Annotated in this window: 21 protein-coding genes, 5 tRNA genes and 1 riboswitch; of the genes, 11 read left to right on the top strand and 15 right to left on the bottom strand. The window is 44.6% G+C overall.

The features are described 5' to 3' along the window. Window positions 1-188: 188 nt before the first annotated feature. The gene (gene putP, locus OCU46_RS09555; RefSeq protein ID WP_141268762.1) at window positions 189-1622 is read left to right on the top strand and encodes a sodium/proline symporter PutP; all 1434 of its coding nucleotides are present in this window, start codon (window positions 189-191) and stop codon (window positions 1620-1622) included. Between the two features lie 64 nt (window positions 1623-1686). Here putP and OCU46_RS09560 read toward each other — a convergent pair whose 3' ends face one another. Continuing rightward, window positions 1687-2154 carry an Lrp/AsnC family transcriptional regulator gene (locus tag OCU46_RS09560; protein ID WP_167495323.1) on the bottom strand — a complete coding sequence of 156 codons (468 nt, stop codon included), beginning with the start codon at window positions 2152-2154 and terminating at the stop codon, window positions 1687-1689. A 129-nt stretch (window positions 2155-2283) separates the two neighbouring features. On the opposite strand from OCU46_RS09560, the gene OCU46_RS09565 reads away from it, so the two are divergent. Beyond that, on the top strand, window positions 2284-3348 hold the full coding sequence (locus OCU46_RS09565) for a PLP-dependent cysteine synthase family protein (RefSeq protein WP_141268766.1): 1065 nt from the start codon (window positions 2284-2286) through the stop codon (window positions 3346-3348). 141 nt (window positions 3349-3489) lie between these two features. Beyond that, window positions 3490-5115 (top strand): VRR-NUC domain-containing protein, encoded by a 1626-nt coding sequence (locus OCU46_RS09570; RefSeq protein WP_141268768.1) that lies wholly within the window; start codon window positions 3490-3492, stop codon window positions 5113-5115. A gap of 40 nt (window positions 5116-5155) precedes the next feature. Here OCU46_RS09570 and OCU46_RS09575 read toward each other — a convergent pair whose 3' ends face one another. Then, a complete protein-coding gene (locus OCU46_RS09575) occupies window positions 5156-5473 on the bottom strand; it encodes a DUF1244 domain-containing protein (protein WP_065209637.1) in 318 nt (105 codons plus the stop codon). Between the two features lie 273 nt (window positions 5474-5746). On the opposite strand from OCU46_RS09575, the gene OCU46_RS09580 reads away from it, so the two are divergent. Beyond that, the gene (locus OCU46_RS09580) at window positions 5747-6304 is read left to right on the top strand and encodes an outer membrane beta-barrel protein (protein WP_141268770.1); all 558 of its coding nucleotides are present in this window, start codon (window positions 5747-5749) and stop codon (window positions 6302-6304) included. A 28-nt stretch (window positions 6305-6332) separates the two neighbouring features. After that, window positions 6333-7133 (top strand): DNA-3-methyladenine glycosylase family protein, encoded by an 801-nt coding sequence (locus tag OCU46_RS09585; protein ID WP_141268772.1) that lies wholly within the window; start codon window positions 6333-6335, stop codon window positions 7131-7133. Between the two features lie 47 nt (window positions 7134-7180). On the opposite strand, the gene OCU46_RS09590 is transcribed toward OCU46_RS09585, so the two are convergent. Together OCU46_RS09590 and OCU46_RS09595 are read right to left on the bottom strand one after the other, a co-directional pair. Then, window positions 7181-10291 (bottom strand): multidrug efflux RND transporter permease subunit, encoded by a 3111-nt coding sequence (locus OCU46_RS09590; RefSeq protein ID WP_141268774.1) that lies wholly within the window; start codon window positions 10289-10291, stop codon window positions 7181-7183. Next, the gene (locus OCU46_RS09595) at window positions 10291-11343 is read right to left on the bottom strand and encodes an efflux RND transporter periplasmic adaptor subunit (protein ID WP_208733512.1); all 1053 of its coding nucleotides are present in this window, start codon (window positions 11341-11343) and stop codon (window positions 10291-10293) included. Before OCU46_RS09595 ends, OCU46_RS09590 begins: the two co-directional genes overlap by 1 nt. Window positions 11344-11674: 331 nt before the next feature. Between OCU46_RS09595 and OCU46_RS09600 the strand changes: the two genes are divergently transcribed. From OCU46_RS09600 to OCU46_RS09620, 5 genes are all read left to right on the top strand, one after another. After that, window positions 11675-11759: transfer RNA gene (locus OCU46_RS09600), tRNA-Tyr, on the top strand. A gap of 81 nt (window positions 11760-11840) precedes the next feature. Next, window positions 11841-11925, top strand: a tRNA-Tyr gene (locus OCU46_RS09605). 79 nt (window positions 11926-12004) lie between these two features. Next, window positions 12005-12089 (top strand) — tRNA-Tyr (locus OCU46_RS09610). A 79-nt stretch (window positions 12090-12168) separates the two neighbouring features. Then, window positions 12169-12253, top strand: a tRNA-Tyr gene (locus OCU46_RS09615). Window positions 12254-12332: 79 nt separating this feature from the next. Beyond that, window positions 12333-12417 (top strand) — tRNA-Tyr (locus OCU46_RS09620). 77 nt (window positions 12418-12494) lie between these two features. On the opposite strand, the gene OCU46_RS09625 is transcribed toward OCU46_RS09620, so the two are convergent. Beyond that, window positions 12495-13439, bottom strand: coding sequence for a glutathione S-transferase family protein (locus OCU46_RS09625; protein WP_141273467.1), 945 nt, complete (start codon window positions 13437-13439; stop codon window positions 12495-12497). A 1055-nt stretch (window positions 13440-14494) separates the two neighbouring features. Here OCU46_RS09625 and OCU46_RS09630 point away from each other — a divergent pair. Further along, on the top strand, window positions 14495-15643 hold the full coding sequence (locus OCU46_RS09630; protein WP_244311467.1) for a BamA/TamA family outer membrane protein: 1149 nt from the start codon (window positions 14495-14497) through the stop codon (window positions 15641-15643). A 90-nt stretch (window positions 15644-15733) separates the two neighbouring features. On the opposite strand, the gene oppF is transcribed toward OCU46_RS09630, so the two are convergent. The 10 genes from oppF to moaA form a co-directional block, all read right to left on the bottom strand. Next, window positions 15734-16735 carry a murein tripeptide/oligopeptide ABC transporter ATP binding protein OppF gene (gene oppF, locus OCU46_RS09635; protein WP_141273465.1) on the bottom strand — a complete coding sequence of 334 codons (1002 nt, stop codon included), beginning with the start codon at window positions 16733-16735 and terminating at the stop codon, window positions 15734-15736. After that, entirely contained in the window at window positions 16732-17709 is a 978-nt protein-coding gene (gene oppD, locus OCU46_RS09640) for an ABC transporter ATP-binding protein (RefSeq protein WP_017029742.1), read from the bottom strand. Before oppD ends, oppF begins: the two co-directional genes overlap by 4 nt. A gap of 20 nt (window positions 17710-17729) precedes the next feature. Further along, window positions 17730-18632 (bottom strand): oligopeptide ABC transporter permease OppC, encoded by a 903-nt coding sequence (gene oppC / locus OCU46_RS09645; protein WP_017029743.1) that lies wholly within the window; start codon window positions 18630-18632, stop codon window positions 17730-17732. A gap of 14 nt (window positions 18633-18646) precedes the next feature. After that, window positions 18647-19567 carry an oligopeptide ABC transporter permease OppB gene (gene oppB / locus OCU46_RS09650; protein ID WP_141273463.1) on the bottom strand — a complete coding sequence of 307 codons (921 nt, stop codon included), beginning with the start codon at window positions 19565-19567 and terminating at the stop codon, window positions 18647-18649. 93 nt (window positions 19568-19660) lie between these two features. Beyond that, on the bottom strand, window positions 19661-21289 hold the full coding sequence (locus OCU46_RS09655) for an ABC transporter substrate-binding protein (protein ID WP_141273461.1): 1629 nt from the start codon (window positions 21287-21289) through the stop codon (window positions 19661-19663). A 527-nt stretch (window positions 21290-21816) separates the two neighbouring features. Next, on the bottom strand, window positions 21817-22266 hold the full coding sequence (gene moaE / locus OCU46_RS09660; protein WP_141273459.1) for a molybdopterin synthase catalytic subunit MoaE: 450 nt from the start codon (window positions 22264-22266) through the stop codon (window positions 21817-21819). Window position 22267: 1 nt separating this feature from the next. Next, the gene (moaD, locus tag OCU46_RS09665; RefSeq protein WP_141273457.1) at window positions 22268-22513 is read right to left on the bottom strand and encodes a molybdopterin synthase sulfur carrier subunit; all 246 of its coding nucleotides are present in this window, start codon (window positions 22511-22513) and stop codon (window positions 22268-22270) included. Further along, window positions 22510-22989, bottom strand: coding sequence for a cyclic pyranopterin monophosphate synthase MoaC (moaC, locus tag OCU46_RS09670; protein WP_141273455.1), 480 nt, complete (start codon window positions 22987-22989; stop codon window positions 22510-22512). The genes moaD and moaC overlap by 4 nt, the downstream gene beginning before the upstream one ends. Window positions 22990-22995: 6 nt before the next feature. Beyond that, a complete protein-coding gene (gene moaB / locus OCU46_RS09675; protein ID WP_119010034.1) occupies window positions 22996-23508 on the bottom strand; it encodes a molybdenum cofactor biosynthesis protein B in 513 nt (170 codons plus the stop codon). A 51-nt stretch (window positions 23509-23559) separates the two neighbouring features. After that, a complete protein-coding gene (moaA, locus tag OCU46_RS09680; protein WP_141273453.1) occupies window positions 23560-24549 on the bottom strand; it encodes a GTP 3',8-cyclase MoaA in 990 nt (329 codons plus the stop codon). After that, a riboswitch (molybdenum cofactor riboswitch) is annotated at window positions 24538-24705 on the bottom strand. (Overlaps the previous gene by 12 nt.) Between the last annotated feature and the right edge of the window lie 134 nt (window positions 24706-24839).

Genomic DNA, 24839 nt, shown 5'->3' on the forward strand with positions numbered 1-24839 from the left:
ACCCGTTTGTTATCCGCATAACTATCCGTAAAATACGCTAAACATCGGAATTACTTGCTTATTTTGTGAGCTGACCGACTATAAACGGCTGTTTGGATTAACATTCACAACACCACTGTTAACATCCCTTTAGCAATTAATATTGCGAATCCTCCATTTCTTTTCTCCCTCAGATGTAAAGGCAGAACATGATCTATTTACAATTCGGCCTCTACCTAGTTCTTATGCTAGGGATTGGCTATTACTCAATGAGAAAAACGCACGATAACCAAGACTTCATTATTGGTGGTCGTTCACTAGGGCCTGTAACTTCCGCAGTTAGTGCGGGCGCATCAGATATGAGTGGCTGGCTACTATTGGGCTTACCTGGTGCAGTATTCGCTAGCGGCTTGGTTGAAGGTGTTTGGATCTCTGTAGGTCTAGTACTAGGTGCTTACCTAAACTGGCTGATTGTTGCACCACGTCTTCGCGTTGCGACAGAAGTTACCGATACCGTGACCATTCCGAGTTTCTTGGCTAAACGCTTTGAAGATAACTCAGGTCTTATCAAAACCGTTTCTACCCTGGTGATCCTTTTCTTCTTCACTTTGTATGTTGCATCAGGTCTAAAAGGTGGCACACTTTTATTCGCTCATAGCTTTGGCGCAACTGAAGAGGTCGCTCTTTACGTAACGGCATTTGTGGTGATTTCGTATACCTTCCTTGGCGGCTACATGGCGGTATGTTGGACGGATTTAGTACAAGGCATCTTGATGCTGGCTGCGCTATTCTTCTGTATGCTTCTGGGTTATATGGCCATTGCAGATTCACCAGTCGTGATCAGTGAAGTTAAACCTGACGCCTTTAAGTTCTCTACCAGCTTTATCACTGGTGCTTCGCTTATGGCTTGGGGTTTTGGTTACTTTGGTCAGCCTCACATCCTAGCGCGCTTTATCGGTATCGATAAAGTAGAGCACATTGCAAAAGCTCGCCGCGTTGGTATTAGCTGGATGATTCTGACACTGGTCATTTCAGTGTCTATCGCGCTAATCGGTATCGGCTACGATGCTATCCATCCATTGGCATCAGTATCTGGCGAAGGCGGTAACTCTGAGCGTATTTTCCTTGCGCTGACCAATGCCCTATTCCACCCAGTATTTGCTGGCTTTATCTTGGCGGCCGTTCTTGCAGCCGTAATGTCTACAGCCGATTCACAACTACTCGTGTTGACCTCTTCTCTAACCGAAGATGTTCCTTTCTTCAGTAAGTACGATGAGAAAAAGAAAGCGTGGATCAGCCGTATGGGTGTTGTTGGCTTTGCCGTGCTAGCGCTGATTATTGCAGCAAATGATGATGGCTCTATTCTGGCGATGGTTGGCTACGCGTGGGGTGGCTTTGGCGCTGCATTTGGTCCGTTAATGATTCTGGCGCTTTGCTGGAAAGGCACCACCAAAGCAGGTGCTCTAGCAGGCATGATTATCGGTGCACTAACCATCTTTGTTGTGAAGAACTACATCTCTATTGAAGGTGAATACTTCTACGAACTACTGCCAGCATTCATTCTTTCGTTTGTTGCTATTGTTGTAGTGAGCAAGATGACCCCTGCACCATCTCAAGAAACACTGAACAAGTTCAACTTCTGATCTTGATTGGCAAGCACTAGGATTAGGCGAGGTTTATACCTCGCCTTTTTTATAACTGACCTTTTTACAGCTTACCTAGCGGTAATTCGGTAGTGTATTTAATCGATTCCATCGCAAAGGTAGAGGTCACATTGGATATTCCAGAGACCGAGTTCACTAAGGTCTTGTAGAAATTGTCAAAGCTCTGCATATCCTTAGCCAGCACCTTGAGCATATAGTCATAGTCCCCGGCCATTCGATAGAACTCCATCACCTGCTCAAACTCAGAAACCGTCTCCACGAACTGCTGATACCACTCATGAGAGTGATCGCTGGTTTTAATCAACACAAAGGCGGTAAAAGAAAGTCCCAGTTTTTCAGGGTCTAACAATGCCACTCTGTTCTGAATAACGCCATCTTCTTCCAGTCGCTTGAGTCGTTTCCAACACGGCGTTGTCGTCAGGTTCACCGCTTCTGCAAGATCAGCGAGAGATACCGTGGCATCTTTTTGCAGCATAGCGAGTAACGTTTTATCGGTTCTATCCAGATTCATTTCATTAAAACCCATATAAAGAGAAAATTTTTCTACATTTTAGGTCAAACACTGCATTTATGGGTAAGTTTTTCTCATTAGTACGAGGTAAATTATCTGTATTCGGTCAAAGACTTCTGGAATCACATCATGAACACTGAATCTACTTGCACTCACAGTTGGATCAATCGCGCTATTCAAATTATTGAATCTGACTATCAACGCTCTGCGGACACTCACCTTATAAAACTGGATGTAGATGAGTTTCCTGGTATTGATATCTACCTAAAGGATGAGAGCACTCATCCAACCGGTTCGCTTAAGCACCGTCTTGCCCGTTCACTATTCTTGTATGCGCTATGTAACGGTTGGATTGGCCCTAAAACCCCAATCATTGAATCATCTTCAGGGAGCACTGCGGTTTCAGAGGCTTACTTTGCACGCTTGCTAGGCTTGCCTTTTATTGCGGTTATGCCAAAAGGCACCGCAAAGAAAAAGATTGAGCAAATTGAATTCTACGGTGGTAAAGCACACCTTGTTGAACGCTCTGATGAGATCTATGCAGAATCACATCGTTTGGCCGATGAACTAGGCGGTCACTATATGGATCAATTTACCTACGCAGAGCGTGCCACTGACTGGCGTGGTAACAACAACATCGCTAACTCTATTTTTGGTCAAATGAAGATGGAACAGCACCCAATTCCAAAATGGATTGTAATGAGTCCAGGCACAGGCGGTACCTCTGCAACCATTGGTCGCTTCATTCGCTACCAGCAATGTGAAACACAGCTTTGTGTTGTAGACCCTGAGCACTCTGTTTTCTACGACTACTACCAATCACGTGATGCTAAAATCACCCTAGATCGCGGCAGTAACATTGAAGGCATTGGTCGCCCTCGTGTTGAACCAAGCTTCATTCCTGGCGTAGTTGACGAGATGCTTAAGGTGCCTGATGCGCACTCCATCGTGACCATGCAATGGCTAGAACAAAAGCTTGGACGTAAAGTTGGACCATCTACCGGCACTAACTTGTACGGTGTTTTCCAACTCGCAAGAAAGATGCGAGATAATGGTGAAGTGGGGTCTATTGTCACTCTATTATGTGACAGTGGAGAGCGCTATCTTGATACCTACTACAATCCGCAGTGGGTTGAAGAGACCATTGGCGATATCAGCGTTAGCCGCGATCATCTGCTAACACTGCTGGCGTAATCTCACCGGTTTGCATTAGCCGCTGATTTCACACTTTACATGCCTAGAAAGGATAGGATTTTAACTAGAAATAGTTAAGCGCCTATCCTTTTGTTATATCCTTAAGCCATGGTTCAAACACATGACGTTATCAAGGATAGAATGCAGCAGATCGAGCTTCCTGAAGGCTATTACCACAGCAATTTCAATACCCTAATTGAGCATGCCAAGCATCACTACTCTGATTTGTTGCACCCTGAAGAACTTCAGTGGATAAAGGACTATTACTCTCTCGATTTAGAAGCACAGCGATTACTGGTCCGTTTGTTCTCAAGAAAGGGGGAGTGGTTTCGTAGTGACAAATTAAACTACGCTGAGATCCCCAACTTGAAACCTGCATTTGAGCAGCTTGCCCTCCTTAGCTTTATCTCAATACCTGATGAGGTAGAAACCGAAATCCTTTGTCATTCTGTACTCACCAAGCCAGAACTCGTTAAGCTATTCCCGCAATTAAGTAAGTCCCTATCCAAATCAAATCTCGTAAAGCAGGCCTGTGACGAGTGCACCAACGTTCCCACCCACCAGCTCGACTTTACCTTGATACATCTAGAGTACAGCGCCTTTCTTGGCACATTGACCACACTGTTCTTTGCCAACGCTAGGCAGGATTTAAGTCAATTTGTTCTTAGCGACCTTGGGGTTCACCAATTTGAGCAATACAGCCTAAGCAAAGAGCTACGCTTTTTTAACCACAGAGCAGAGGTCGAGCAACTGCTATCGCTAGCACAAGTTAGCGATCGTTATTATCTAATGGATAAGTCCGCCTCTAAAGCGCAAAAGCTTGAATACCTATCAGCACTGCTGAATACAATGCCTGCAGGGATAGAGAACGCTTATGTGTTGAGAAGAGCCCAGTGGTTAATCAACAACATTGCTCGTGATTTTGAGCGCTTGCAAGACTATGACAAGGCAATGCGATTATTTGAGCAAACGAGTCTTGCCCCTTCGAGAGAGCGCAGAGTGCGAATGCTAATGAAGCGTGATATGCTCAGTGATGCAAAACCCCTTGTCGAGCAAATACTAGAAGCTCCCCAAGACGAGCCCGAATATGAAGTCGCACTGCGATTGCATCAGCAACTCAATCGTAAGCTCGGAATAAAAACGACTAGGGCGTCTAAACCTGCGATTACTTCATACCATATTGAACTCGATCTCTCAGCCAGCAAGGTCGAGCCTGCTGTAGCACTGCACCTTGAACAGAGTGGGTGGCAAGCCTACTTTGTTGAGAACACCTTTTTGACCGGCTTATTTGGGCTCGCTTTTTGGGATGTGATATACGCTCCAATCGAAGGAGCTTTTCTCAATGCTTATCAAGTAAGGCCAAAGGATCTCTACACCCCTCAGTTTACTGAAAAACGTCAGCAGCTGATTAAGGATCGAATGGAGGAATTACAGAGGTTAGGTTTTGCTGAGCTAGAAAGAGTCTATCAACACAAGCAAGGGCTCACTAATCCGTTTGTTCATTGGTCAATGTTGGATTTGAATATTCTTCAACATACTAAGCGCTGCTTTAGTATGGAAGAATTGCTAGGATTATTTGAGGTAATACTGAGTGATATTCGAAGCTTTAGAACCGGCATGCCTGATCTCATAGCTTTTAAAGATAATGACTATCGTTGGATTGAAGTAAAAGGGCCCGGCGATAAATTACAAGACAACCAAATTCGTTGGTTTAAGAAATTTTCAGCATTGGGTATCAAGGCTGAGGTGTGTTACGTAAATCACTAGCTCTCTAACAACTGCTTTCTTAGAGAGCTAATGAATAGTGCTACTTCTTGTCTTTAGCCTCAAATGCGGCAAGTTGCTCTGGTGTAGCCGGCAGTTGATGGTTCTGTTTCCACTCATCATAAGTCATGCCATATACACGCATGCGAGCGTCGTCGATATCAAGGTCTAGACCATTGTCTTTTGCTTCAGCGGCATACCATTTACTAAAGCAGTTACGACAAAATCCAGCCAAAATCATAAGATCGATGTTCTGCACATCCTTATTGTTGTCTAAGTGAGCCAGTAAACGACGAAATACTGCCGCATCCAGTTTGTCCTGCTCTTCTTGAGATAGTTGTTGATGTTTTACCTGAGTCAATGTTCTTCTCCTTGTACTAATACCAATCGTAGTAAATAACTGCTCACCCTAGCGTGTTAAAACACTCGACAACGGCGTTTTTACTGCGCTATTTCTAATCACCTACTTACTGTGATTGGTATAAACAGCACTAGATAACGTTTTTGATATTTATAGAAACCTAGTTGTAATATAACTGTTAAGCTTATGATGTAAATACACTTTCGAAGAGTTTGTTATTTACCTAAGCTAAGTATCGATAATGTTAATACTAACACGTGATCAAGGATGACTATGAACAAGCTACGCTTCTTTAGCTTAATACCCGCTACCCTACTCTCACTTTCTGCTGCCGCTGCGGGTAACAATTCATTTTTTCTCGGTGTCGGAGATGTCGGCTTTTCTCCGGATGGCGATTCCACCGATTCATTCTCTAGCCCAAGTTTTATTATCGGTGGAGGGCAATCCTTCAACGAACACCTGAGTATGGAAGGCTTCTTTCGTTATTCTGAAGCCTCTGACGATGCAAAAACCTATGAGATTAATTACTACGAGTTAGGGTTATCCTTACTGCTATCAACGGGCGAACTAGGCGATACCCCATTGGAGATCTTTGGCCGTACCAGTGCCATAGCCACCAATATACAAGGCCATGATACGAGCAGTGGTTCAAGAGAAGATATTGGCGACACCACAGGTGGGGTATTTACTGTTGGTGCGGGTTTACAGTGGAATATTAACGTAGATTACTGGCTACGTGCTGAATACATCTATGGCTACGCAAATTCAGGTGTCGGCAATTACGATGAAGACTATGATGGCTTACAAATCAGCCTTGGCCTCGATTTTTAGCCATACAGCACCTTAAAAGTAGCGAACGATGACACGCCCCACTTTGCCAGACTCTGCATCCCTGCCCACCATAGAGCTTAAATACAAAGGGCCACTAGACTGGTCCTTTATGCTGGCGTTTTATCAAAGAAGAGCCATTGAGCATATCGAGGTAATTGAAGATAATTACTATTGTCGACATGCCTTGTTAAATGATCAACCTATTTGGTTTCGGCTCACTCAAAATCACCCTCAATCCCTTGCCTTACAATACAATATTGCTTGCGATAGCCAGCTTCAGCCTTTGGTAGCTAAACTAAGAAGAATGTTTGATCTTGATACGGATATAGATGCTATTGAGGCCCACCTTAACCTTGTTGAGCCTAATCTTGTGAAAAGAACAGGCATTCGCATCCCTGGGGTTTGGAGTTCATGGGAGGCAGGGGTTAGGGCTGTACTCGGACAACAAGTCTCCGTTACTGCAGCCATTACCCATCTAAATAGGCTGACCGAACAACTGACTGACTTTGCACACTTTCCTAGTCCCGAATTAGTCGCAAGTAAGGATCTATCCTTTCTAAGGATGCCCCAGCGCCGGAAAGACTCTCTTAGTTCCCTTGCTCAGTTCGTCGTTGATCATCCAAGTGCATCACCTAGTGAATGGTTATCCATCAAAGGCATTGGTCCTTGGACTGTACAATATGTTCAGTTGCGTGGGTTATCAGAGCGAGACTGCTTTCTTAGCGGGGACTTAGTCGTGAAAAAGGCACTCGCCAATTTTACTAAGCTTAATGAAAGTACAGCACATCCCTTCGGGAGTTACGCCACTTTTCATCTTTGGAATCAATGAGCCAGACTCAAAGGTCTGGCTCAGTTAATTTACGACAACCCAATCAATTAGTGACTGATACGTCCCTTGGTATCATGTTCAAGATCTTGATTTAGCATCTCTTCAACATGACCTGGTGATTGAGTCTTAATCGACAGTAGTCGGTACATTGCAGGGATAACAAACAAGGTCACTAAACTCGCAAACGCCATACCAAAGAAGATAACCGTACCCACCGCAATACGACTCTCATAACCCGCACCTGTTGAAAGAATCAACGGGATTGCACCTGCAAGAGTGGTAAACGCCGTCATCATGATTGGCCTTAAACGGCGCGCTGAAGCATCGATGATCGCTTGCTCAAATTCAACGCCCTTGTCGCGAAGTTGGTTCGCAAACTCAACAATCAAGATACCGTTCTTGGTTACCATACCAATAAGCATGATCATACCAATTTGACTGTACACATTGAGTCCTTGCGACATGATCACTAGCCCAAGGAAGCCACCAAAGATACCCATAGGCACAGTGAACATCACCACTAGCGGGTTAATGAAGCTCTCAAACTGAGCCGCCAATACCAAGTATGCTACTAGCAGTGCTAACGCAAACACAATCAAGATTGAAGATTGGTTCTCTTTGAAGTCTTTAGACTCGCCAGAATAGTTAATCGAGATGTCACTTGGCAAAATCTCAATGGCTTTCTGGTCTAAAAAGTCCAGTGCATCTCCTAAGGTTGCCCCGTCTGTTAGGTTAGCTTTAACAGTAATGGACTTTTGCTTGTTGTAATGCGACAAACGAATGGCAGAGGCTATCTCTTCCACTTTAGTAATAGAGTCTAAAGTCACTAGATCACCGTTACCCGTTCGCATGTAAATCTGACTTAAGTCTGTGATGTTATTAAAGCTATTCTCATCACCACGCAGATAGACGTCATACTCTTCCCCGCGATCGACATACGTAGTCTCAGTTTTACCCCCTAGCATGATCTCTAAGGTGTCAGAAATATCGCTTTGAGTAATACCAAGCTCCGCTGCACGCTCTTTGTCTATGGATACCACAAGCTCTGGTGTTTTCTCAGAGTAATCGGTACTCGCGCCATCCATAAACGGGCTGTCGTCTGCTTCGTTCTTTAAGATCTCCGCCCACTTTTCTAGCTCGCTATAGTCAGGGCCACCAAGAACAAACTGTACAGGCTCACTAGAGCCACCTCTAAAACCAGGCAAGAATGGATGAATACGAACATCAGCAATATCGCCAAGGGCTCTTCTCACCACACCAAGTGCTTCACTTGCGGATTGATCGCGCTCTTCCCAATCTTCCAAGATCATGATGACAAAACCTGTTTGGTCACCGGCATTACCACCAAAGGCAGGAGATTGAATAGAGAAAGATTTCAGTAACCCTTGCCCCAAGAGCGGTAGCAGACGTGTTTCGATAACATCCATATTAGCCGCCATGCGGTTATAACTGGTTGCATCTGCACCCCTAGCAAAGGCGAAGATAACGCCACGGTCTTCTTGTGGGGTCAACTGCGCTGGTACATGATTCATCAATTGATACGAACCACCGACACAAGCAAGAATAACCACAGGCGCTGCCCATCTAAGCTTCAATGCGATAGTAAGTACATGCCGATAGCCGCGCTCAAGTTTCTTAAATAAAAACTCTACGCCACGGTTGAATTTATTCGGTTTCACATTGGCCGAAAGGATCTTACTACCCAGCACTGGCGTTAACGTCAAAGCAATCAAGGATGAGAAGATGACGGACATTGCCAACAGCACTGAGAACTCAGTAAATAACAGCCCCACCATGCCTTCCATAAAGGAAATCGGCAGGAATACCATCACCAATACTAATGTCGTCGCAACAACCGCAAAGCCTACCTCTCGCGTACCTTTATAGGCAGCAAGTAGTGGCGTTTCACCGCGCTCAATATGGTGGAAGATATTCTCAACAACCACGATGGCATCATCTACCACCAAGCCAATGGACAAGATCAGTGCCATTAGAGTGATCAGGTTGATACTAAAGCCAAAGTAATACGCAGCAATAAAGGAAGAAATTAACGACACCGGCACGGTTACTGCGGGGATCAACGTTGCTCTTGCCTGACCGATGAAGATATACAGCACCAACACCACTAGACCGCCAGTGATAAACAAGGTGTTGTAAACCTCTGAAATAGAACGGTCGATAAACACCGTGGAGTCGTAGTCTACGGCTAAGCGCGTCCCCTCAGGTAGGAACTTTTGAATGTCATCAACCTGCTTGTGAACCGCTGTTGCCACATCCAAAGGGTTTGCATCCGATTGAGGTACGATCCCCAAACTCACGTTGACCACACCATCACTTCTAAAGGTGGAATCTTCGTTCTTCGCGCCAAGGTAAACGTCCGCTACATCTTTTAAATAGATTGGGGTACCGTCAGCGGCTCTTCTTACTACAAGATAATCAAAATCTTCGGCACTGTTATAAGTACGATCGGTGCGCACTGACATAACAATGGCATCGTTTCGAACTTGCCCGCCCGGACTTTCAATATTTTCAGAGCGCAATGCTGAGGTAATATCCGCTGTCGTAACGGCTCTACCCGCCATTAAGATTGGCTTGAGCTTAACGTACATCACCTTATACAAACCGCCTGAAACCTGCACAGAACTGACGCCAGAGATAAGGCTAAAGCGATCCAGCAACACGCGATCGATATAGTCAGTGAGCTCTGTTCTATCTAAAAGGTTGGAGCTTAAATTGATATAGATAGAAGCTTCGCCACTGCCATTGTTTTTATAAACAGTGGGCGTATCAGCCTCATCTGGCAGTTGATTCTGGGCTCTTGCGACAGCATCACGAACATCACTAACGCCCGTGTTAAGGTCATACCCTAAATCAAACACCACGGTAATGCGTGAGAAACCATTTCGGGTAGTAGAGGTAATCTCATCGATACCACTGATACCGGATAATTGGTCCTCAATCACCGAGGTTATCTGGCTTTCAATAATGGTTGCCGAGGCACCGTCGTAGCGAGTGTTAATCGAAACCACTGAGCTTTCAATATCTGGCATCTCTCGTACAGCAAGCTTTGAGAACGAGACGATACCAAACACGCACAGCAACAAGCTCAGGACTATAGCGGCAACAGGTCGTTTAACCGAAATGTCAGATAACAGCATTACTGACCAACCTCACTGCTTTCTTCTTCGCCAATCACTTTGACCAAAGCACCGCCGCGCATGTTCACCACACCCTGTACTACAATGGTTTCACCGACTTCTAGACCTTTTTCAATCACAACTTCGTTCTCTACACGAGTGCCAAGAAAGACCTCACGACGTACCGCTTGGTTGCCTTCTTCGACCACGTATACGAATCGTTTTGTTCCCATGTATTCAAGTGCTTGAACAGGAATAATTGCGGCTTCAATTGGTGGGAATTTCATCGTGGCTTGAACCAACATACCTGGCTTCAATTTACCCGTGTCATTATCAATATCGATACGCACACGAAGATTCAACGTGTCAGGGTTTACGCGCGAGTCAATGCCTACCAGTGTGCCCTCAAATTCTTGGTCACCCCAAGCATTGGAGATAGCAGAAACAGACATGCCAGTAGATAGCATTGGCAAGTATCGTTCAGGCACCTGAAGATCCAACTCCATCTTTTCCAGGTTATCGAGTGTGAGCAGTTCAGTGCCCGCACTCACTAATTTACCTAAGCTAAAATCAACAAAGCCAATCTGCCCAGAAAAAGGAGCCGTTAGCGTTCTGTCTTGCAACTCAGCTTTTGCAGCATCTAAACGAGCTTTAGCGATATCAACGCTCGACTTTTGCCCTTCAATCTCAGTCAGGGTTATCGCTGCACTCTTTCTCAAGCGTTCAAACTCATTAAGCTTACGTTGCTCATCATTTAGATAAGCTTGTGCTTCAGCAACCGCCGCTTTTGCCTTATCATCACTCAGCCGGATTAGCACCTGACCTGTTCTAACGTTCTGATTAGTTCCTACAGCAATACGCTCTATCGTGCCACTGACTTCAGGAGCAATAATTACTGATTGTGATGCTTTGAGCTTGCCAACCAACGCCAAGCTTTGAGAAATCTCATGCACACCCACTTCTTGCGTAGTGACGGCAACTTGAGCTGGCCCGCTAGGCCCTCTTGCGAATAAAGGCGTGCTAAGTAATGTTCCGAGAACAAGCGCTGAGGCGATAGAAAGTGGTTTTGCCATTTGTTGGGTCATTATCTTCATGATGGTTAGTTGATTTTCCTATTCTGGCGCCATTTTATCAGCTCGGAGGCTTCATAACGTCAATCAATGTAAAGTATTGCGATTTAGACGCATTATTACGTTTTGAGATGCTTATACGATCGGCTTTAAAGCTAAGCTTTTCGTACAATTGACCACCGAAAATGACGGTTTTTAGCCATTGCGTGCAAAAATCGGGCATACAGACTGATTTTTTAAGAAAATACTTTACAGAAAATCCAGGTCTGGATATTATGCGCTCCGAACTTGAGTACAGGATTGGGAAATCTGCACTTAAGTATAAAAATACCCTGGTGGGGTTCCCGAGTGGCCAAAGGGATCAGACTGTAAATCTGACGGCACTGCCTTCGATGGTTCGAATCCATCTCCCACCACCATATTCTTCTTAATTGATTTATCGATTAAGAGCAACTTGATTGACGGGTTGGGAAACCATCATTTAAGTATAAAAACACCCTGGTGGGGTTCCCGAGTGGCCAAAGGGATCAGACTGTAAATCTGACGGCACTGCCTTCGATGGTTCGAATCCATCTCCCACCACCACATTCTTTTGATTGATTTATCAATTAAGAAAACTTGATTAACGGGTTGGGAAACCATTAATTAAGTATAAAAACACCCTGGTGGGGTTCCCGAGTGGCCAAAGGGATCAGACTGTAAATCTGACGGCACTGCCTTCGATGGTTCGAATCCATCTCCCACCACCACATTCTTTTAATTGATTTATCAATTAAGAAAACTTGATTAACGGGTTGGGAAACCTTTAGTTAAGTATAAAAATACCCTGGTGGGGTTCCCGAGTGGCCAAAGGGATCAGACTGTAAATCTGACGGCACTGCCTTCGATGGTTCGAATCCATCTCCCACCACCACATTCTTTTAATTGATTTATCAGTTAAGAAAACTTGATTAATGGGTTGGGAAACCTTTAGTTAAGTATAAAAATACCCTGGTGGGGTTCCCGAGTGGCCAAAGGGATCAGACTGTAAATCTGACGGCACTGCCTTCGATGGTTCGAATCCATCTCCCACCACCATATAAACAAAAACACCCGCTCAGTGAGCGGGTGTTTTTGTATGCGTCAAAGACTAAAGCCACTCGCGCTTTTTATTTCTAAATCAAATCTCGATTGTGCTCTGATTCAAGATCCAGCTCTGGCCCTTTAGGAATAACTTGAGTGGGATTAATCCCCTTGTGACTAAAGTAATAATGGCGTTTGATCTGCTCAATATTGGTTGTCTCTGCAACACCTGAAATCTGATACAACTCTTTAAGGTAACCTTGAATTCTTCGGTAATCACTAATGCGTTTTTTATTGCATTTAAAGTGCCCCACATACACCGCATCAAAGCGCACCAAGGTAGTAAATAGACGCCAATCCGCTTCCGTTAATTGAGCGCCCGTTAGATAACGATTCTCTGCTAAATGCTCATCAACTTTATCTAAAGCCATAAACAAGGCATCAAATGCCTCTTCATACGCCTGTTGAGTTGTGGCAAATCCACAGCGATAGACTCCATTGTTAATATTCGGGTAGATATAGTCATTCCATTCATCGATATCACCGCGCAGTGCCAATGGGTAATAATCCTCATAGTTACCCGTGAGCTCATTGAACTCACTATTGAACATACGGATGATTTCAGATGACTCGTTGCTGACTATGGTCTGCGTTTGCTTGTCCCAAAGCACAGGCACTGTAACTCGACCGGTATAATCCGGTTTTGCTTGTGTATAGATTTGATGCATCTTTGTATGCCCGTACAAAGGCTCAGGCGTATCAAACTCCCACCCTTCGGAAAGCATATCAGGGCTGACAATACTCACCGAAATATGCTCTTCTAAGCCTTTGATTGTTCTAAAGATCATAGTTCTGTGCGCCCAAGGACAAGCCAAAGATACATAGAGGTGATAACGACCAGATTCAGGCTTAAACTCGGCATTGTTATCATTTTCTATCCAATGCCTAAATCCAGCATCTTCACGTACAAACTTACCGTTACTGGATTTAGTGTCGTACCACACATCATGCCAAACCCCTTCCACTAACTTACCCATGGTTAAATCCTTTCTATTGAATTGTGATCAGTATAAGTGGCGAAGAAGCAATGAACAGGAAAGCAAGTTGAGGATCTTGGTCAAAAATATTGAATAGACCCAACAAAACGTGAAACTAAAAAAACGTCATCCTGATGAAAACTGGTGTGCCAGCCCAGCAGGATCTTAGTGAGCATATATCTGGGTTTCGCACTTCCCAAGATACTGGATAAACACTTCGTGTTTTCCAGTATGACGAAGGGTGTTGAATTTGTCGTGGGTGGCCCGAAATAGGTCATCCTGAACTTGATTCAGGATCTTAGAGAGTGCCGATGGCAGGCTTTCGTAAACTCCAAGAGACTGGATGAACACTGCGTGCTTTCCAGTATGACGAAGAGTGTTGAATTTGTCGTTGGGTGACCCGAAGAGTCATCCTGAACTTGATTCAGGATCTTAGAGAATGCCGATGGCAGGCTTTCGTAAACTCCAAGAGACTGGATATACACTGCGTGTTTTCCAGTATGACGAAGGGTGTTGAGTTTGTCGTTGGGTGACCCGAAGGGTCATCCTGAACTTGATTCAGGATCTTAGAGAGTGCCGATGGCAGGCTTTCGTAAAGTCCAAGAGACTGTATAAACACGGTGTATTCTCCAGTATGACGAAGGATGTTGAGTTTGTCGTTGGGCGACCCGAAACAGGTCATCCTGAACTTGATTCAGGATCTTAGAGAGTGCCGATGGCAGGCTTTCGTAAACTCCAAGATACTGGATATACACTGTGTGTTTTCCAGTATGACGAAGAGTGTTGAATTTGTCGTTAGGTGACCCGTAACAGGTCATCCTGAACTTGATTCAGGATCTTAGAAAGTGCCGATAGCAGGCTTTCGTAAAATCCAAGATACTGCATATACACGGTGTATTTTCCAGTATGACGTTGGCCTGGTAGCGTTGTTCATTTTATCCGTGTCGTGTGCCACTCCGGCCTCTAAACCTATCTAAAAAGCCAATAGATGCTCATTGGTTACCATTACTCCCACTCGCTATATTTCGCATTCACGAAATCAATGAGACATAGAAATGCGCAATCTACTGCTGAAACAAGGGCCTGTCTGGAAGTGGCCAATAATCGCTATGTGTGGACTACCATTGCTTACACATGCAGGTGCCATGGACCAATTTACAGACCCTAAAGACGGCAAGTTAGATGCTAGCCAATATATTCTTGATAATACAACCGGGTTCCTGCCTGTTCCCGTTATAGTCAACGACCCCGCGATTGGCGCTGGAGGTGGCGCCGCTTTATTGTTTTTTCATGAATCAGAAGATCGTAAACAAAGGCGTTTATCCGGAGAAATGGTAGCGGACATTCCTACCAGCGTTTCTGGTGTCGTTGGCGTAGCAACGAGCAATGGAACAAAAGTTCTGGGCGGCTTCCATTCCGGCAATTGGTTTAACGATAGAATACGTTATCTAGGCGGCTTGTTTGGCGCTGAAATTAATATGAAGTTCTATGATCAAGACGATGCAATCAAGTTTAAATCTAAAGCCATTCATTTCTTTCAAGATATTGACTTTCGTATTGGGCAGTCTAATTTTTTTGTTGGCGCCAACTATGCCTACACTGATTCAGATACGTCTTTTGATTTAATGATCCCTGAGATTGGGCCTACTAACCCAGCAGAGCTTAGAGATGGCGCTTTTGGTCTTAAATTAACGTTTGATAATAGAAACAATCAATTTGCTCCCACTGTAGGAACAAAAGCGGGTATCGAATATAGCAATCACAATAAAGCTTTTGGGGCGCAGTTTGATTATCAACTCTGGCATGCTTTCGCTATGCACCACGCCCGTTTATCTAATAAATGGGGATTGGGACTACGAGCTGATGCTAAAACAATAACCGGAGATACTCCTTACCCATTTTATGCTCCTCCATCAATTGATATGCGTGGTATTGCCATGATGCGTTATCAAGGTGATAGCACAGGTCTTGTTGAAGCGGAGCTTAGCTACGACATTGATGGCCGTTGGACTGTATTAGGGTTTGTTGGCTCAGGTGTTGCTGTAAACGAAGACCAAAAAGTGTCTGACGCTACGCTGCGTAATGTACAAGGCGCTGGCTTTCGCTACTTAATAGCACGTCAACTTGGATTAACGGCGGGTCTCGACGTTGCCGTCGGTCCAGAAGAGACCACCACTTACATTCAATTTGGTGGCGCTTGGTAACAGTGACGTGATGAAGAACTGTCTTCATCAAGATAAAAAAAGAGCGTGCTGCATACACAACACGCTCAAGCCTGTCACAGGCGGAAAAGGTTAGTATGAATGGAAGCACGACACTGCGTGCACATCATCACCTTCTAGAACTGGTTTGTTCTTAGCACACTCTTCTGTCGCTACCGGACAGCGAGTTCTGAACACACAACCTGATGGTGGGTTCATTGGTGAAGGTAAGTCGCCTTCTAGCATCTCAATCTTCTTAGCACGCTCTAGCTTAGGATCTGGGATAGGTACCGCAGACATCAAAGCACGCGTATACGGGTGCTTAGGATGTGCAAACAGTTCTTTAGATTCGCCCAATTCCACTGCGTTGCCTAGGTACATGACCAAAACGCGGTCTGAGATGTGCTTAACAACAGAAAGATCGTGTGCGATGAACACTAGGCTCAAGCCGAATTCTTTCTGAAGCTCTTTAAGAAGGTTTACTACCTGTGCTTGGATAGATACATCTAGCGCCGATACAGGCTCATCACAGATGATCATCTTAGGCTTAAGAATCAATGCACGAGCGATACCAATACGCTGACATTGACCACCTGAGAACTCATGCGGATAGCGGTTGATAACGTTAGGCAGTAGACCTACCTTGTCCATCATCTTCTTAACTTCTTGCTTAACTTCATCCTTAGTTAGCTTCGGGTAGAAGGTTTGCAGAGGCTCAGCAATTATGTCACCCACTGTCATACGCGGGTTCAGTGATGCCAGAGGATCCTGGAAGATCATCTGAATGTCTTTACGTGTGTCGCGACGTTGAACGTCTTTCATCTTGGTCAGGTCTTGACCCAACCAAACTACTTCGCCTTCAGTCGCTTCTACCAAACCAATAACAGCACGTGCAAAGGTCGATTTACCACAACCTGACTCGCCTACTACGCCCAGTGTTTCACCTTCGTATAAGCGAACATTCACGCCATCTACGGCTTTCAGTGGTGTAGGTTTGCTCCAAGGCCATGCTGACTTAGAAGCAATCTGGAAATGAACCTTTAGCTCTTTCACATCCAGCATCAGTTTTTTATCTTCAATAAAAGGTGCGTTCATCGTGTCCAAGCCTCGTGATCAGAAAAACATGCGCGTTGGCGGTCTGTACCAAATGGTGTCAGGATAGGCGTTTCGCTCATACAGCGATCCGTCACACGGTGACAACGGTCTTGGTAAGGACAACCCGGTGGCAGTTTAAGTAGGTTTGGCGGATTTCCTGGGATAGTCGGTAGGATTTCACCTTCCGTATCTAAGCGCGGAATCGCTTTTAGTAGGCCTTCAGCATACGGATGGCTTGGCTCGTAGAAGATTTCATCCACTGAACCATATTCCATAGTACGACCTGCATACATCACCAATACCTTGTCACAAGAACCCGCTACAACGCCAAGATCATGAGTAATCATTATGATTGAGGTATCAAACTCAGACTTCAGCTCGTTAAGTAGGTCCATGATCTGCGCCTGAACAGTTACGTCCAATGCGGTTGTCGGCTCATCTGCAATCAGCAACTTTGGACGACACAGCAATGCCATCGCAATCATTACACGCTGGCGCATACCGCCAGAGAACTCGTGCGGGTACATAGTAATGCGCTTGCGTGCTTCTGGTATTTTCACCGCTTCAAGCATGCGTACTGACTCTTCAAACGCCTCTGCTTTGCCCATGCCTTTGTGCAGCATAAGCACTTCCATCAACTGATCACTTACTTTCATGTAAGGGTTCAGAGAGGTCATAGGGTCTTGGAAGATCATCGCGATTTGTTCAGCGCGAACCTTGTTTAATTCTTTCTCTGGCAGGTTTAAGATCTCACGACCTTCAAACTTAGCACTACCTGAGATAATGCCATTCTTTGCCAATAGGCCCATGATGGCAAATACGGTTTGTGATTTACCTGAACCAGACTCACCAACGATACCTAGCGTTTCGCCCGGTTCTAATGAGAAGTTAAGATCGTTAACCGCAGTAACGATGCCATCTTGAGTAGTAAACTCTACTCTCAGGTCTTTTACGTCTAATAATTTATTCGTCATTACCCTATTCCTTATTATTCTTATCTGTCTTTAGGATCAAGCGCGTCACGAAGGCCATCGCCAACGTAGTTAAAGCAGAACAGAGTAACTACCATGAAGGCTGCAGGGAACATCAATTGCCAAATAGCAACTTCCATTGTGTTAGCACCTTCTTGCAGTAGTGCACCCCAGCTTGTCATTGGCTCTTGAACACCAAGGCCAAGGAACGACAGGAACGACTCAGTAAGGATCATGCTTGGTACTAGTAGCGTTGAGTAAACCGCTACGATACCTAGAACGTTTGGTACGATATGGCGAGTAATGATCTTCCAGTTGCTTACACCACTTACGTGGGCAGCTTCAATGAACTCTTTACTACGCAGACTCAATGTTTGACCACGTACGATACGTGCCATATCAAGCCAGGCAATAGCACCGATAGCAACGAAGATAAGCACGATGTTACGCCCAAAGAAGGTCACTAGTACGATAACTAGGAACATAAATGGAACCGCGTATAGGATCTCTAGGATACGCATCATGATGCGGTCTGTACGACCACCAATAAAGCCCGATGTTGCACCGTATAAGGTACCAATCAGTACGGCCACCAATGCACCCAATACACCAACCATTAGAGAGATACGGCCGCCAATAAGAGTACGAACGTACAGATCTCGGCCTAGGCTGTCAGTACCAAAAATATGAGTCGCTGATGGCGCAGAGTGCAGTGCATACCAATCGGTATCGTCATAGGCAAACTCTGCCATCATTGGCAGGAAAATTACCGATAAGGTAATCAGAACCAAAATTACTAGGCTCACCATCGCTGCTTTATTTCGCATAAAGCGCACGCGAGCATCTTGCCATAATGAGCGACCTTCAATCTCAAGGTTCTCGGACATCTTTTCGATCGCTTCAAGGTTTTCTTTTTTAATCAACATGTTGTTAGTCCTTGTTAGTAGCGAATCTTAGGATCGATAACTGCAAGCAAGATATCGACCACGGCGTTAAACAGAATGAACAAGAAGCCAATCAGGATGGTGATACCCATTACTAGAGAGTAATCGCGGTTAAATGCTGCGTTAACAAACAGCTTACCGATACCCGGCAGACCAAAGATGGTCTCGATAACAACCGAGCCTGTGATGATACCTACGAATGCAGGTCCCATGTATGAAACTACAGGTAGCAATGCTGGCTTAAGTGCGTGCTTAATGATGATGTAACGGTAGCTAAGACCTTTCGCGCGAGCTGTACGGATAAAGTTACTGTTTAGCGTCTCAATCATTGAGCCACGAGTAATACGTGCAAAGGTAGCCACGTATAGCAGCGACATACCGATAATCGGTAGTGCCATATACTGGAATGAGCCATCATTCCAACCACCAGCAGGTAGCCAGCCAAGGTTGATAGAGAATAGGTAAATTAGTACGGGCGCCAACACGAAGGATGGCATTACCACCCCGAGCATGGCGGTGGCCATTATTCCGTAATCCAGCCAACTGTTCTGCCGTAATGCCGCTATGGTGCCCACGGTGACACCCATAATCACGGTAAAGATGAAGGCAAGAAAACCTACTTTAGCCGATACAGGTAGCGCGTTAGCAACGAGTTCATTTACGGTGAAGTCTTTGTATTTGAATGACGGGCCAAAATCACCCGTTAGGATATTGGTTAGGTAAGTGGTGTATTGTTCAAATACAGGCTTATCCAAACCGTATTTAGCATTAATGTTCGCCATAACTTCCGGTGGAAGTGGGCGCTCACTAGAAAAAGGGTTACCTGGCGCAAAGCGCATCAGGAAGAAAGACACGGTAATCAACACCAACAAGGTTGGTATTGCTTCAAATATCCGTTTCATAATGAATTTAAGCATAAACTCATCCATCCAGTCTGTGACAAAAAATTAGACGCTGCATGTGTTTCCACATGCAGTGTCTTTCATAGTTATTATTGTTTTAAGTAGGAATTACTTAATGATGTACATATCTTTAGAGAACAGCTTGTCTTCTGCGTTGTTGCTTGGGTAGCCGCCCACTTTTTCTGAAACTAGACGAGAAGTAACGTACTGGTAGATAGGCGCGATTGGCATATCTTTAGCTAGTTGCTTTTCTGCTTCTACGTAAATTGCTTCACGCTCAGCATCACTAGTTGCCGCCATAGCTTTCGCCATTAACGCATCGTAAGTTTCGCTGTGGTACTTAGGATCGTTTGAGCTGTTGTTAGATTGCATTAGCGATAGGAAGCTTGATGCTTCGTTGTAATCGCCACACCAACCAGCACGAGTCACATCAAAGTTACCTTGACGACGTGTATCTAGGTAAGTTTTCCACTCTTGGTTCTCAAGCGTTACTCTTACGCCAAGATCTTTAGCCCACATAGATTGTACTGCTGTAGCAATCTTCTTGTGGTTTTCAGATGTGTTGTAAAGAAGTGTAAACGTTAGAGGGTTGCTCTTATCAAAACCAGCTTCAGCTAGAAGCTCTTTTGCTTTAGCTACACGTTCTTTCTGAGAAAGTTTACCGTACTCAGGAAGCTCTGGGTTGAAGCCCGCAGTGATTTCAGGAGTTAGGAAGTAAGCTGGCTTTTGACCTTGACCTAGGATTAGGTTCGCGATTACGTCACGGTCGATAGTGTAAGACAGAGCTTCACGTACACGAACGTCATCGAATGGTGCTTTAGCATTGTTAAAGCCGTAGTAGTAAGAACATAGGTTGCCCTTAACATCTACAGACTCTGGGTGTTCTTTCTTAAGGCGCTTGAAGTGCTCGATAGGCAGTTCGTTAGTGATTTGAATCTCGCCAGATAGGAAGCGGTTCATCTCAGCAACTTGGTTCTCAACCGGTAGGAAAGTTACCTTGTTAAGAACTGTGTTCTCGTTGTCCCAGTAGTTAGCGTTACGAACTAGCTCGATGCGCTCGTTTACTACCCACTTGTCCATAACGAATGCACCGTTACCAACGAAGTTTTCAGGCTTAGTCCATTGGTCACCAAACTTCTCAACAGTTCCACGGTGAACTGGCTTAACAGTGGTGTGACCCATCATCTTAACGAAGTATGGAACAGCTTGTTCTAGTTGAATTTCTAGAGTGTGCTCATCAAGAGCTTTAACACCTAGAGTTTCTTTGTCTTTCTTACCAGCAATGATCTCGTCTGCATTGACCATAGTGGTCATCTCTAGGTACCAAGAGTACGGAGAAGCAGTGTTTGGATCAACGGCACGCTTGAAGCTGTAAACGAAGTCTTCAGCTGTTACAGGGTCGCCATTTGACCATTTAGCATCTTTGCGAAGTTTGAAAGTGAAAGTTTTGTTGTCTGTCGTTTCCCAAGACTCAGCTACACCAGGGATAGTGTTGCCGTCTGCATCTTGGTTTACTAGGCCTTCAAGTAGGTCACGAATAACGTGAGACTCAGGAACACCTTCAGTTTTATGCGGGTCGATCGAAGCAACCTCTGTACCGTTACCACGAACCAATTCCTGTACGGGAGCAAGCTCAGTACCTGCAGGAACATTAGCAGCAAGAGTAGCGAAAGAGGTGGTTGCCGCAGCTAGGCCCGCTCCAAGGATTAGAGCTTGGGTGATCTTATTTTTATACATGCATTAAACTCCAGTTTTTTATCGTTGCATCCATGAACTCTTTATTCTGACTTCAAGCCATTGTTTTTAAGTCACTTTGTATCCAGAAAGAAACTTAAAAAGCTAAAAGACCATAAAGATTGGAAACAAAGTTACCATCCTTGAAAGTTTTTGCCATAAAAATGTATTCACGCAATTGCTAAATTGCTGTCTAGGTCAATATTCCAGAACTAAATTTGGATTTACCGAAAAAGTTCAGTGATCTAACCTGCATTTTTTAAATGAAGAACACTTTGTTACATGATTTATCACCATTTAGTGATCCGAAGCACAAAAACAACAGCCACAAGCAACAAATCAATAACTTAAAGCACACCAAAAGCAAACTAAACATTTAAATTTTTCACTTTTGGCGTGAGAGGTGAAAATCATAAAGATATAAAAACAGCTAAATACTTATGATCTAGATCAAAAAAGCCCCTGTGTAATAAGGGGCTTTAGCTTTCATTATTTTTGTGACCATTATCACACAGGCGAATTTTGCAAGATTATGACCAACGTTTCATAGAAATTTGATCAGATTCTCTGGCATCTAACCATCTTGAAGAGTCCTTCAGGCGCTCTTTTTTCCAAAATGGTGCCTTTGTTTTCAGAAAGTCCATAATGAACTCACAACCAGCAAACGCTGCGTCTCGGTGAGCACTGGACACGCCCACTAAAACAATCTGGTCGGCGATATCAAGGTCTCCAACGCGATGTATGATGGTAACCCTATCTAACGGCCAACGACGACGTGCTTCAGCACAGATCTCGTGCAAGGCCTTTTCCGTCATTTCTGGATAATGTTGTAAGTTCAAGCCGATAACGTCATCACCGAGATTAAAATCTCGTACTTTTCCAACAAATGTAACTACAGCGCCGATAGATGAAGACTCTGACAACAAGGCATACTCTTTGCCTAGGTCAAAATCTTGCTCTTGAACCAGTACTTTATCCACATTAACCTCCCGTTACCGGCGGGAAGAAGGCTACTTCATCTCCCGATTTAACGGTCGTATCTAATGGGACCATAGTGTGATTGACTGCAGCTAATAGCTTCCCAGACTCTAATGCTAGAGCCCATTTATCACCACGTTCAATAAGTTGCTGTCTGATAGTATCTACCGAGGTCTCTGTACTCTCGATAGTAACTTCATCTTCACCGACAAGCTCTCGAACCTGAGCAAAGAAAACAACCTTGATCATAACGTCGCCTCAAAGTGACCTGATTTGCCACCAGTCTTTTCTAGCAATCGAACCTGAGAAATCACAATGTCTTTTTGCACGGCTTTACACATGTCGTAGATGGTTAAGGCTGCAACAGAGGCCGCAGTTAGGGCTTCCATTTCAACACCAGTCTTACCTGCCAGCTTACACGTTGATTCTATACGCACCTGATTAGTCTCTTTCATTGGGGTTAATTGAACCTCAACTTTAGAGAGCAATAGAGGATGACAAAGTGGGATCAGATCCCAGGTTTTCTTGGCTGCTTGAATACCAGCGATACGAGCGGTAGCGAACACATCACCTTTGTGGTGATCACCACTTAAAATCAATGCGAGTGTCTGCTCTGACATAGTGACGATAGCTTCTGCCCTCGCCTCACGTACCGTGTCTGCTTTAGCAGACACATCGACCATATTCGCTTCGCCACTCTGGTTAATATGGGTTAATTCACTCATCTATTGTTACATCCCAATATGCGGCATGAAGTTACATGGCTTATGGCGAGAATCCAATTGGTCTTTGATGATGCGAGTCCATGCGGTTCTACAAGCACCGGTTGAACCCGGCATTGCTAAGATAACGGTACGATTAGCAAAACCGCCTAGCGCACGTGATTGAATAGTAGAAGTGCCGATCTCTTCATACGAGACTGCGCGGAATAGCTCACCAAACCCTTCAACTTGCTTGTCAAAAAGTGGAGCCAGCGCTTCTGGAGTAAAGTCTCTAGCTGTAAAGCCTGTGCCACCAGTAACTAAAATTGCATCTACATTTTCATCAGCAATCCACTTAGAGACGATAGCGCGAATTTTATAAACATCATCAATAACGATTTGTTTGTCCGCTAATTTATGGCCTGTTTCTTTTACCTGATCTGCCAGGTAACCACCACTCGTATCCGTTTCTTCTGTGCGAGTGTCTGATACAGTCAATACGGCAATGCTAGCCGGCGTAAAATCATTATGAGCGTGTCCCATTTCTCTCAATTCCTATGTACTGTTTAATGTAAATTAATAGTGTGACGAAGATTAACCGCCGATCGATGCCAGGTGCGGTGTCGCCCCAGGATTATTTTGATCAAGATGGTGGCTAATATCTTTAGTTTGTAGACCCTGCGATATGCGAGCAATCAATGCTTCTTCTTGCTCATCTTTTTGCATTAGGTCGCGAAGCTCTAAGCCCTCTTCACCAAACAGGCAAAGATGCAGCTTACCCATTGCTGATACACGTAGTCGATTACAAGTCGAACAGAAGCCTTTTTCGTATGGCATGATAAGGCCTATCTCCCCCTTATAATCAGGATGGATAAATACCTGAGCAGGTCCATCATTCACTTCTCGAAGCTTTAATATCCAACCATTGGCGATCAATTGATTTCGTATTGCTACCCCAGAAACATGGCGCTTATCAAACAGCTCATCCATTTCGCCGGTCTTCATCAACTCAATAAAACGCAGTTGGATCGGTTTATCTTTGATCCAGTTGAGGAATTGTGGCAATTGTTGGCTGTTGAGGTCTTTGAGTAAAACTACATTCACCTTAACCTGTTCATATCCCACTTCGAACGCGCGATCGATACCCGCCATAACATCATGAAATCGGTTCTGTCCCGTGATCTGATGGAATTGCTTAGGATCAAGGCTGTCTAGACTGACATTAATATGAGTAAGCCCAGCATCTTTCCAATCAGAAACTTGCTTAGCCATACGATAGCCGTTGGTGGTAGTGGCGATTTTGTCAATGCCCGGAGTCTCAGCAACGCTGTGCACGATATCCGTAAAATCTCTACGCAGAGTGGGCTCACCACCAGTAATACGAACCTTGGTCGTACCACAATGGGCAAACGCTCTCACGACACGCTGTATCTCAGGGAGAGTGATAAAAGGGGGGCGTTTGCTCGCCTCTGGATGATATCCATCTGGCAAGCAATAATTGCACTTAAAGTTACATACATCGGTAACTGAAAGTCGCAAGTAATAAAACTTGCGATGAAAACTATCTTCGAATTGTTGAGTCACAAAACACCTTTCCTAAATACGGGAGGCTACTCCATTTCTAGAGCAACCCTGGTGGCGAAATGCCACGGCCTAAATCACATATTGTTCTGCCCAAACGTTCACTCTTGGGAACACAGCGTCAAACTTAGTGAAGGAGACTCGGAGTTTTACCCCTACAGTATAAACCATTTTTCGTAGGCGAATGCTAAAGCCTAAAGGAATGCAGGAACTTTTACCAAGATGAATGTTACAAAAGGCGCGTTCAATCAAGTTCATTCGCGCTAAATTTGGTCTAATCTAAAGATTCGGGT

This window comes from Vibrio comitans (assembly GCA_024346835.1).
Classification (GTDB): Bacteria; Pseudomonadota; Gammaproteobacteria; order Enterobacterales; family Vibrionaceae; genus Vibrio; species Vibrio comitans.

Bases quoted from the DNA above. Each gene is read 5' to 3' on its own strand.
- OCU46_RS09590 (WP_141268774.1), bottom strand. From the start codon at position 10,291: ATGCTGTTATCTGACATTTCGGTTAAACGACCTGTTGCCGCTATAGTC.
- OCU46_RS09565 (WP_141268766.1), top strand. From the start codon at position 2,284: ATGAACACTGAATCTACTTGCACTCACAGTTGGATCAATCGCGCTATT.
- putP (WP_141268762.1), top strand. From the start codon at position 189: ATGATCTATTTACAATTCGGCCTCTACCTAGTTCTTATGCTAGGGATT.
- moaC (WP_141273455.1), bottom strand. From the start codon at position 22,989: ATGAGTGAATTAACCCATATTAACCAGAGTGGCGAAGCGAATATGGTC.
- oppF (WP_141273465.1), bottom strand. From the start codon at position 16,735: ATGAACGCACCTTTTATTGAAGATAAAAAACTGATGCTGGATGTGAAA.
- OCU46_RS09570 (WP_141268768.1), top strand. From the start codon at position 3,490: ATGCAGCAGATCGAGCTTCCTGAAGGCTATTACCACAGCAATTTCAAT.
- OCU46_RS09560 (WP_167495323.1), bottom strand. From the start codon at position 2,154: ATGAATCTGGATAGAACCGATAAAACGTTACTCGCTATGCTGCAAAAA.
- moaB (WP_119010034.1), bottom strand. From the start codon at position 23,508: ATGGGACACGCTCATAATGATTTTACGCCGGCTAGCATTGCCGTATTG.
- oppC (WP_017029743.1), bottom strand. From the start codon at position 18,632: ATGTTGATTAAAAAAGAAAACCTTGAAGCGATCGAAAAGATGTCCGAG.
- oppD (WP_017029742.1), bottom strand. From the start codon at position 17,709: ATGACGAATAAATTATTAGACGTAAAAGACCTGAGAGTAGAGTTTACT.
- OCU46_RS09625 (WP_141273467.1), bottom strand. From the start codon at position 13,439: ATGGGTAAGTTAGTGGAAGGGGTTTGGCATGATGTGTGGTACGACACT.
- OCU46_RS09585 (WP_141268772.1), top strand. From the start codon at position 6,333: ATGACACGCCCCACTTTGCCAGACTCTGCATCCCTGCCCACCATAGAG.
- OCU46_RS09580 (WP_141268770.1), top strand. From the start codon at position 5,747: ATGAACAAGCTACGCTTCTTTAGCTTAATACCCGCTACCCTACTCTCA.
- OCU46_RS09630 (WP_244311467.1), top strand. From the start codon at position 14,495: ATGCGCAATCTACTGCTGAAACAAGGGCCTGTCTGGAAGTGGCCAATA.
- oppB (WP_141273463.1), bottom strand. From the start codon at position 19,567: ATGCTTAAATTCATTATGAAACGGATATTTGAAGCAATACCAACCTTG.
- moaD (WP_141273457.1), bottom strand. From the start codon at position 22,513: ATGATCAAGGTTGTTTTCTTTGCTCAGGTTCGAGAGCTTGTCGGTGAA.
- OCU46_RS09655 (WP_141273461.1), bottom strand. From the start codon at position 21,289: ATGTATAAAAATAAGATCACCCAAGCTCTAATCCTTGGAGCGGGCCTA.
- OCU46_RS09595 (WP_208733512.1), bottom strand. From the start codon at position 11,343: ATGGCAAAACCACTTTCTATCGCCTCAGCGCTTGTTCTCGGAACATTA.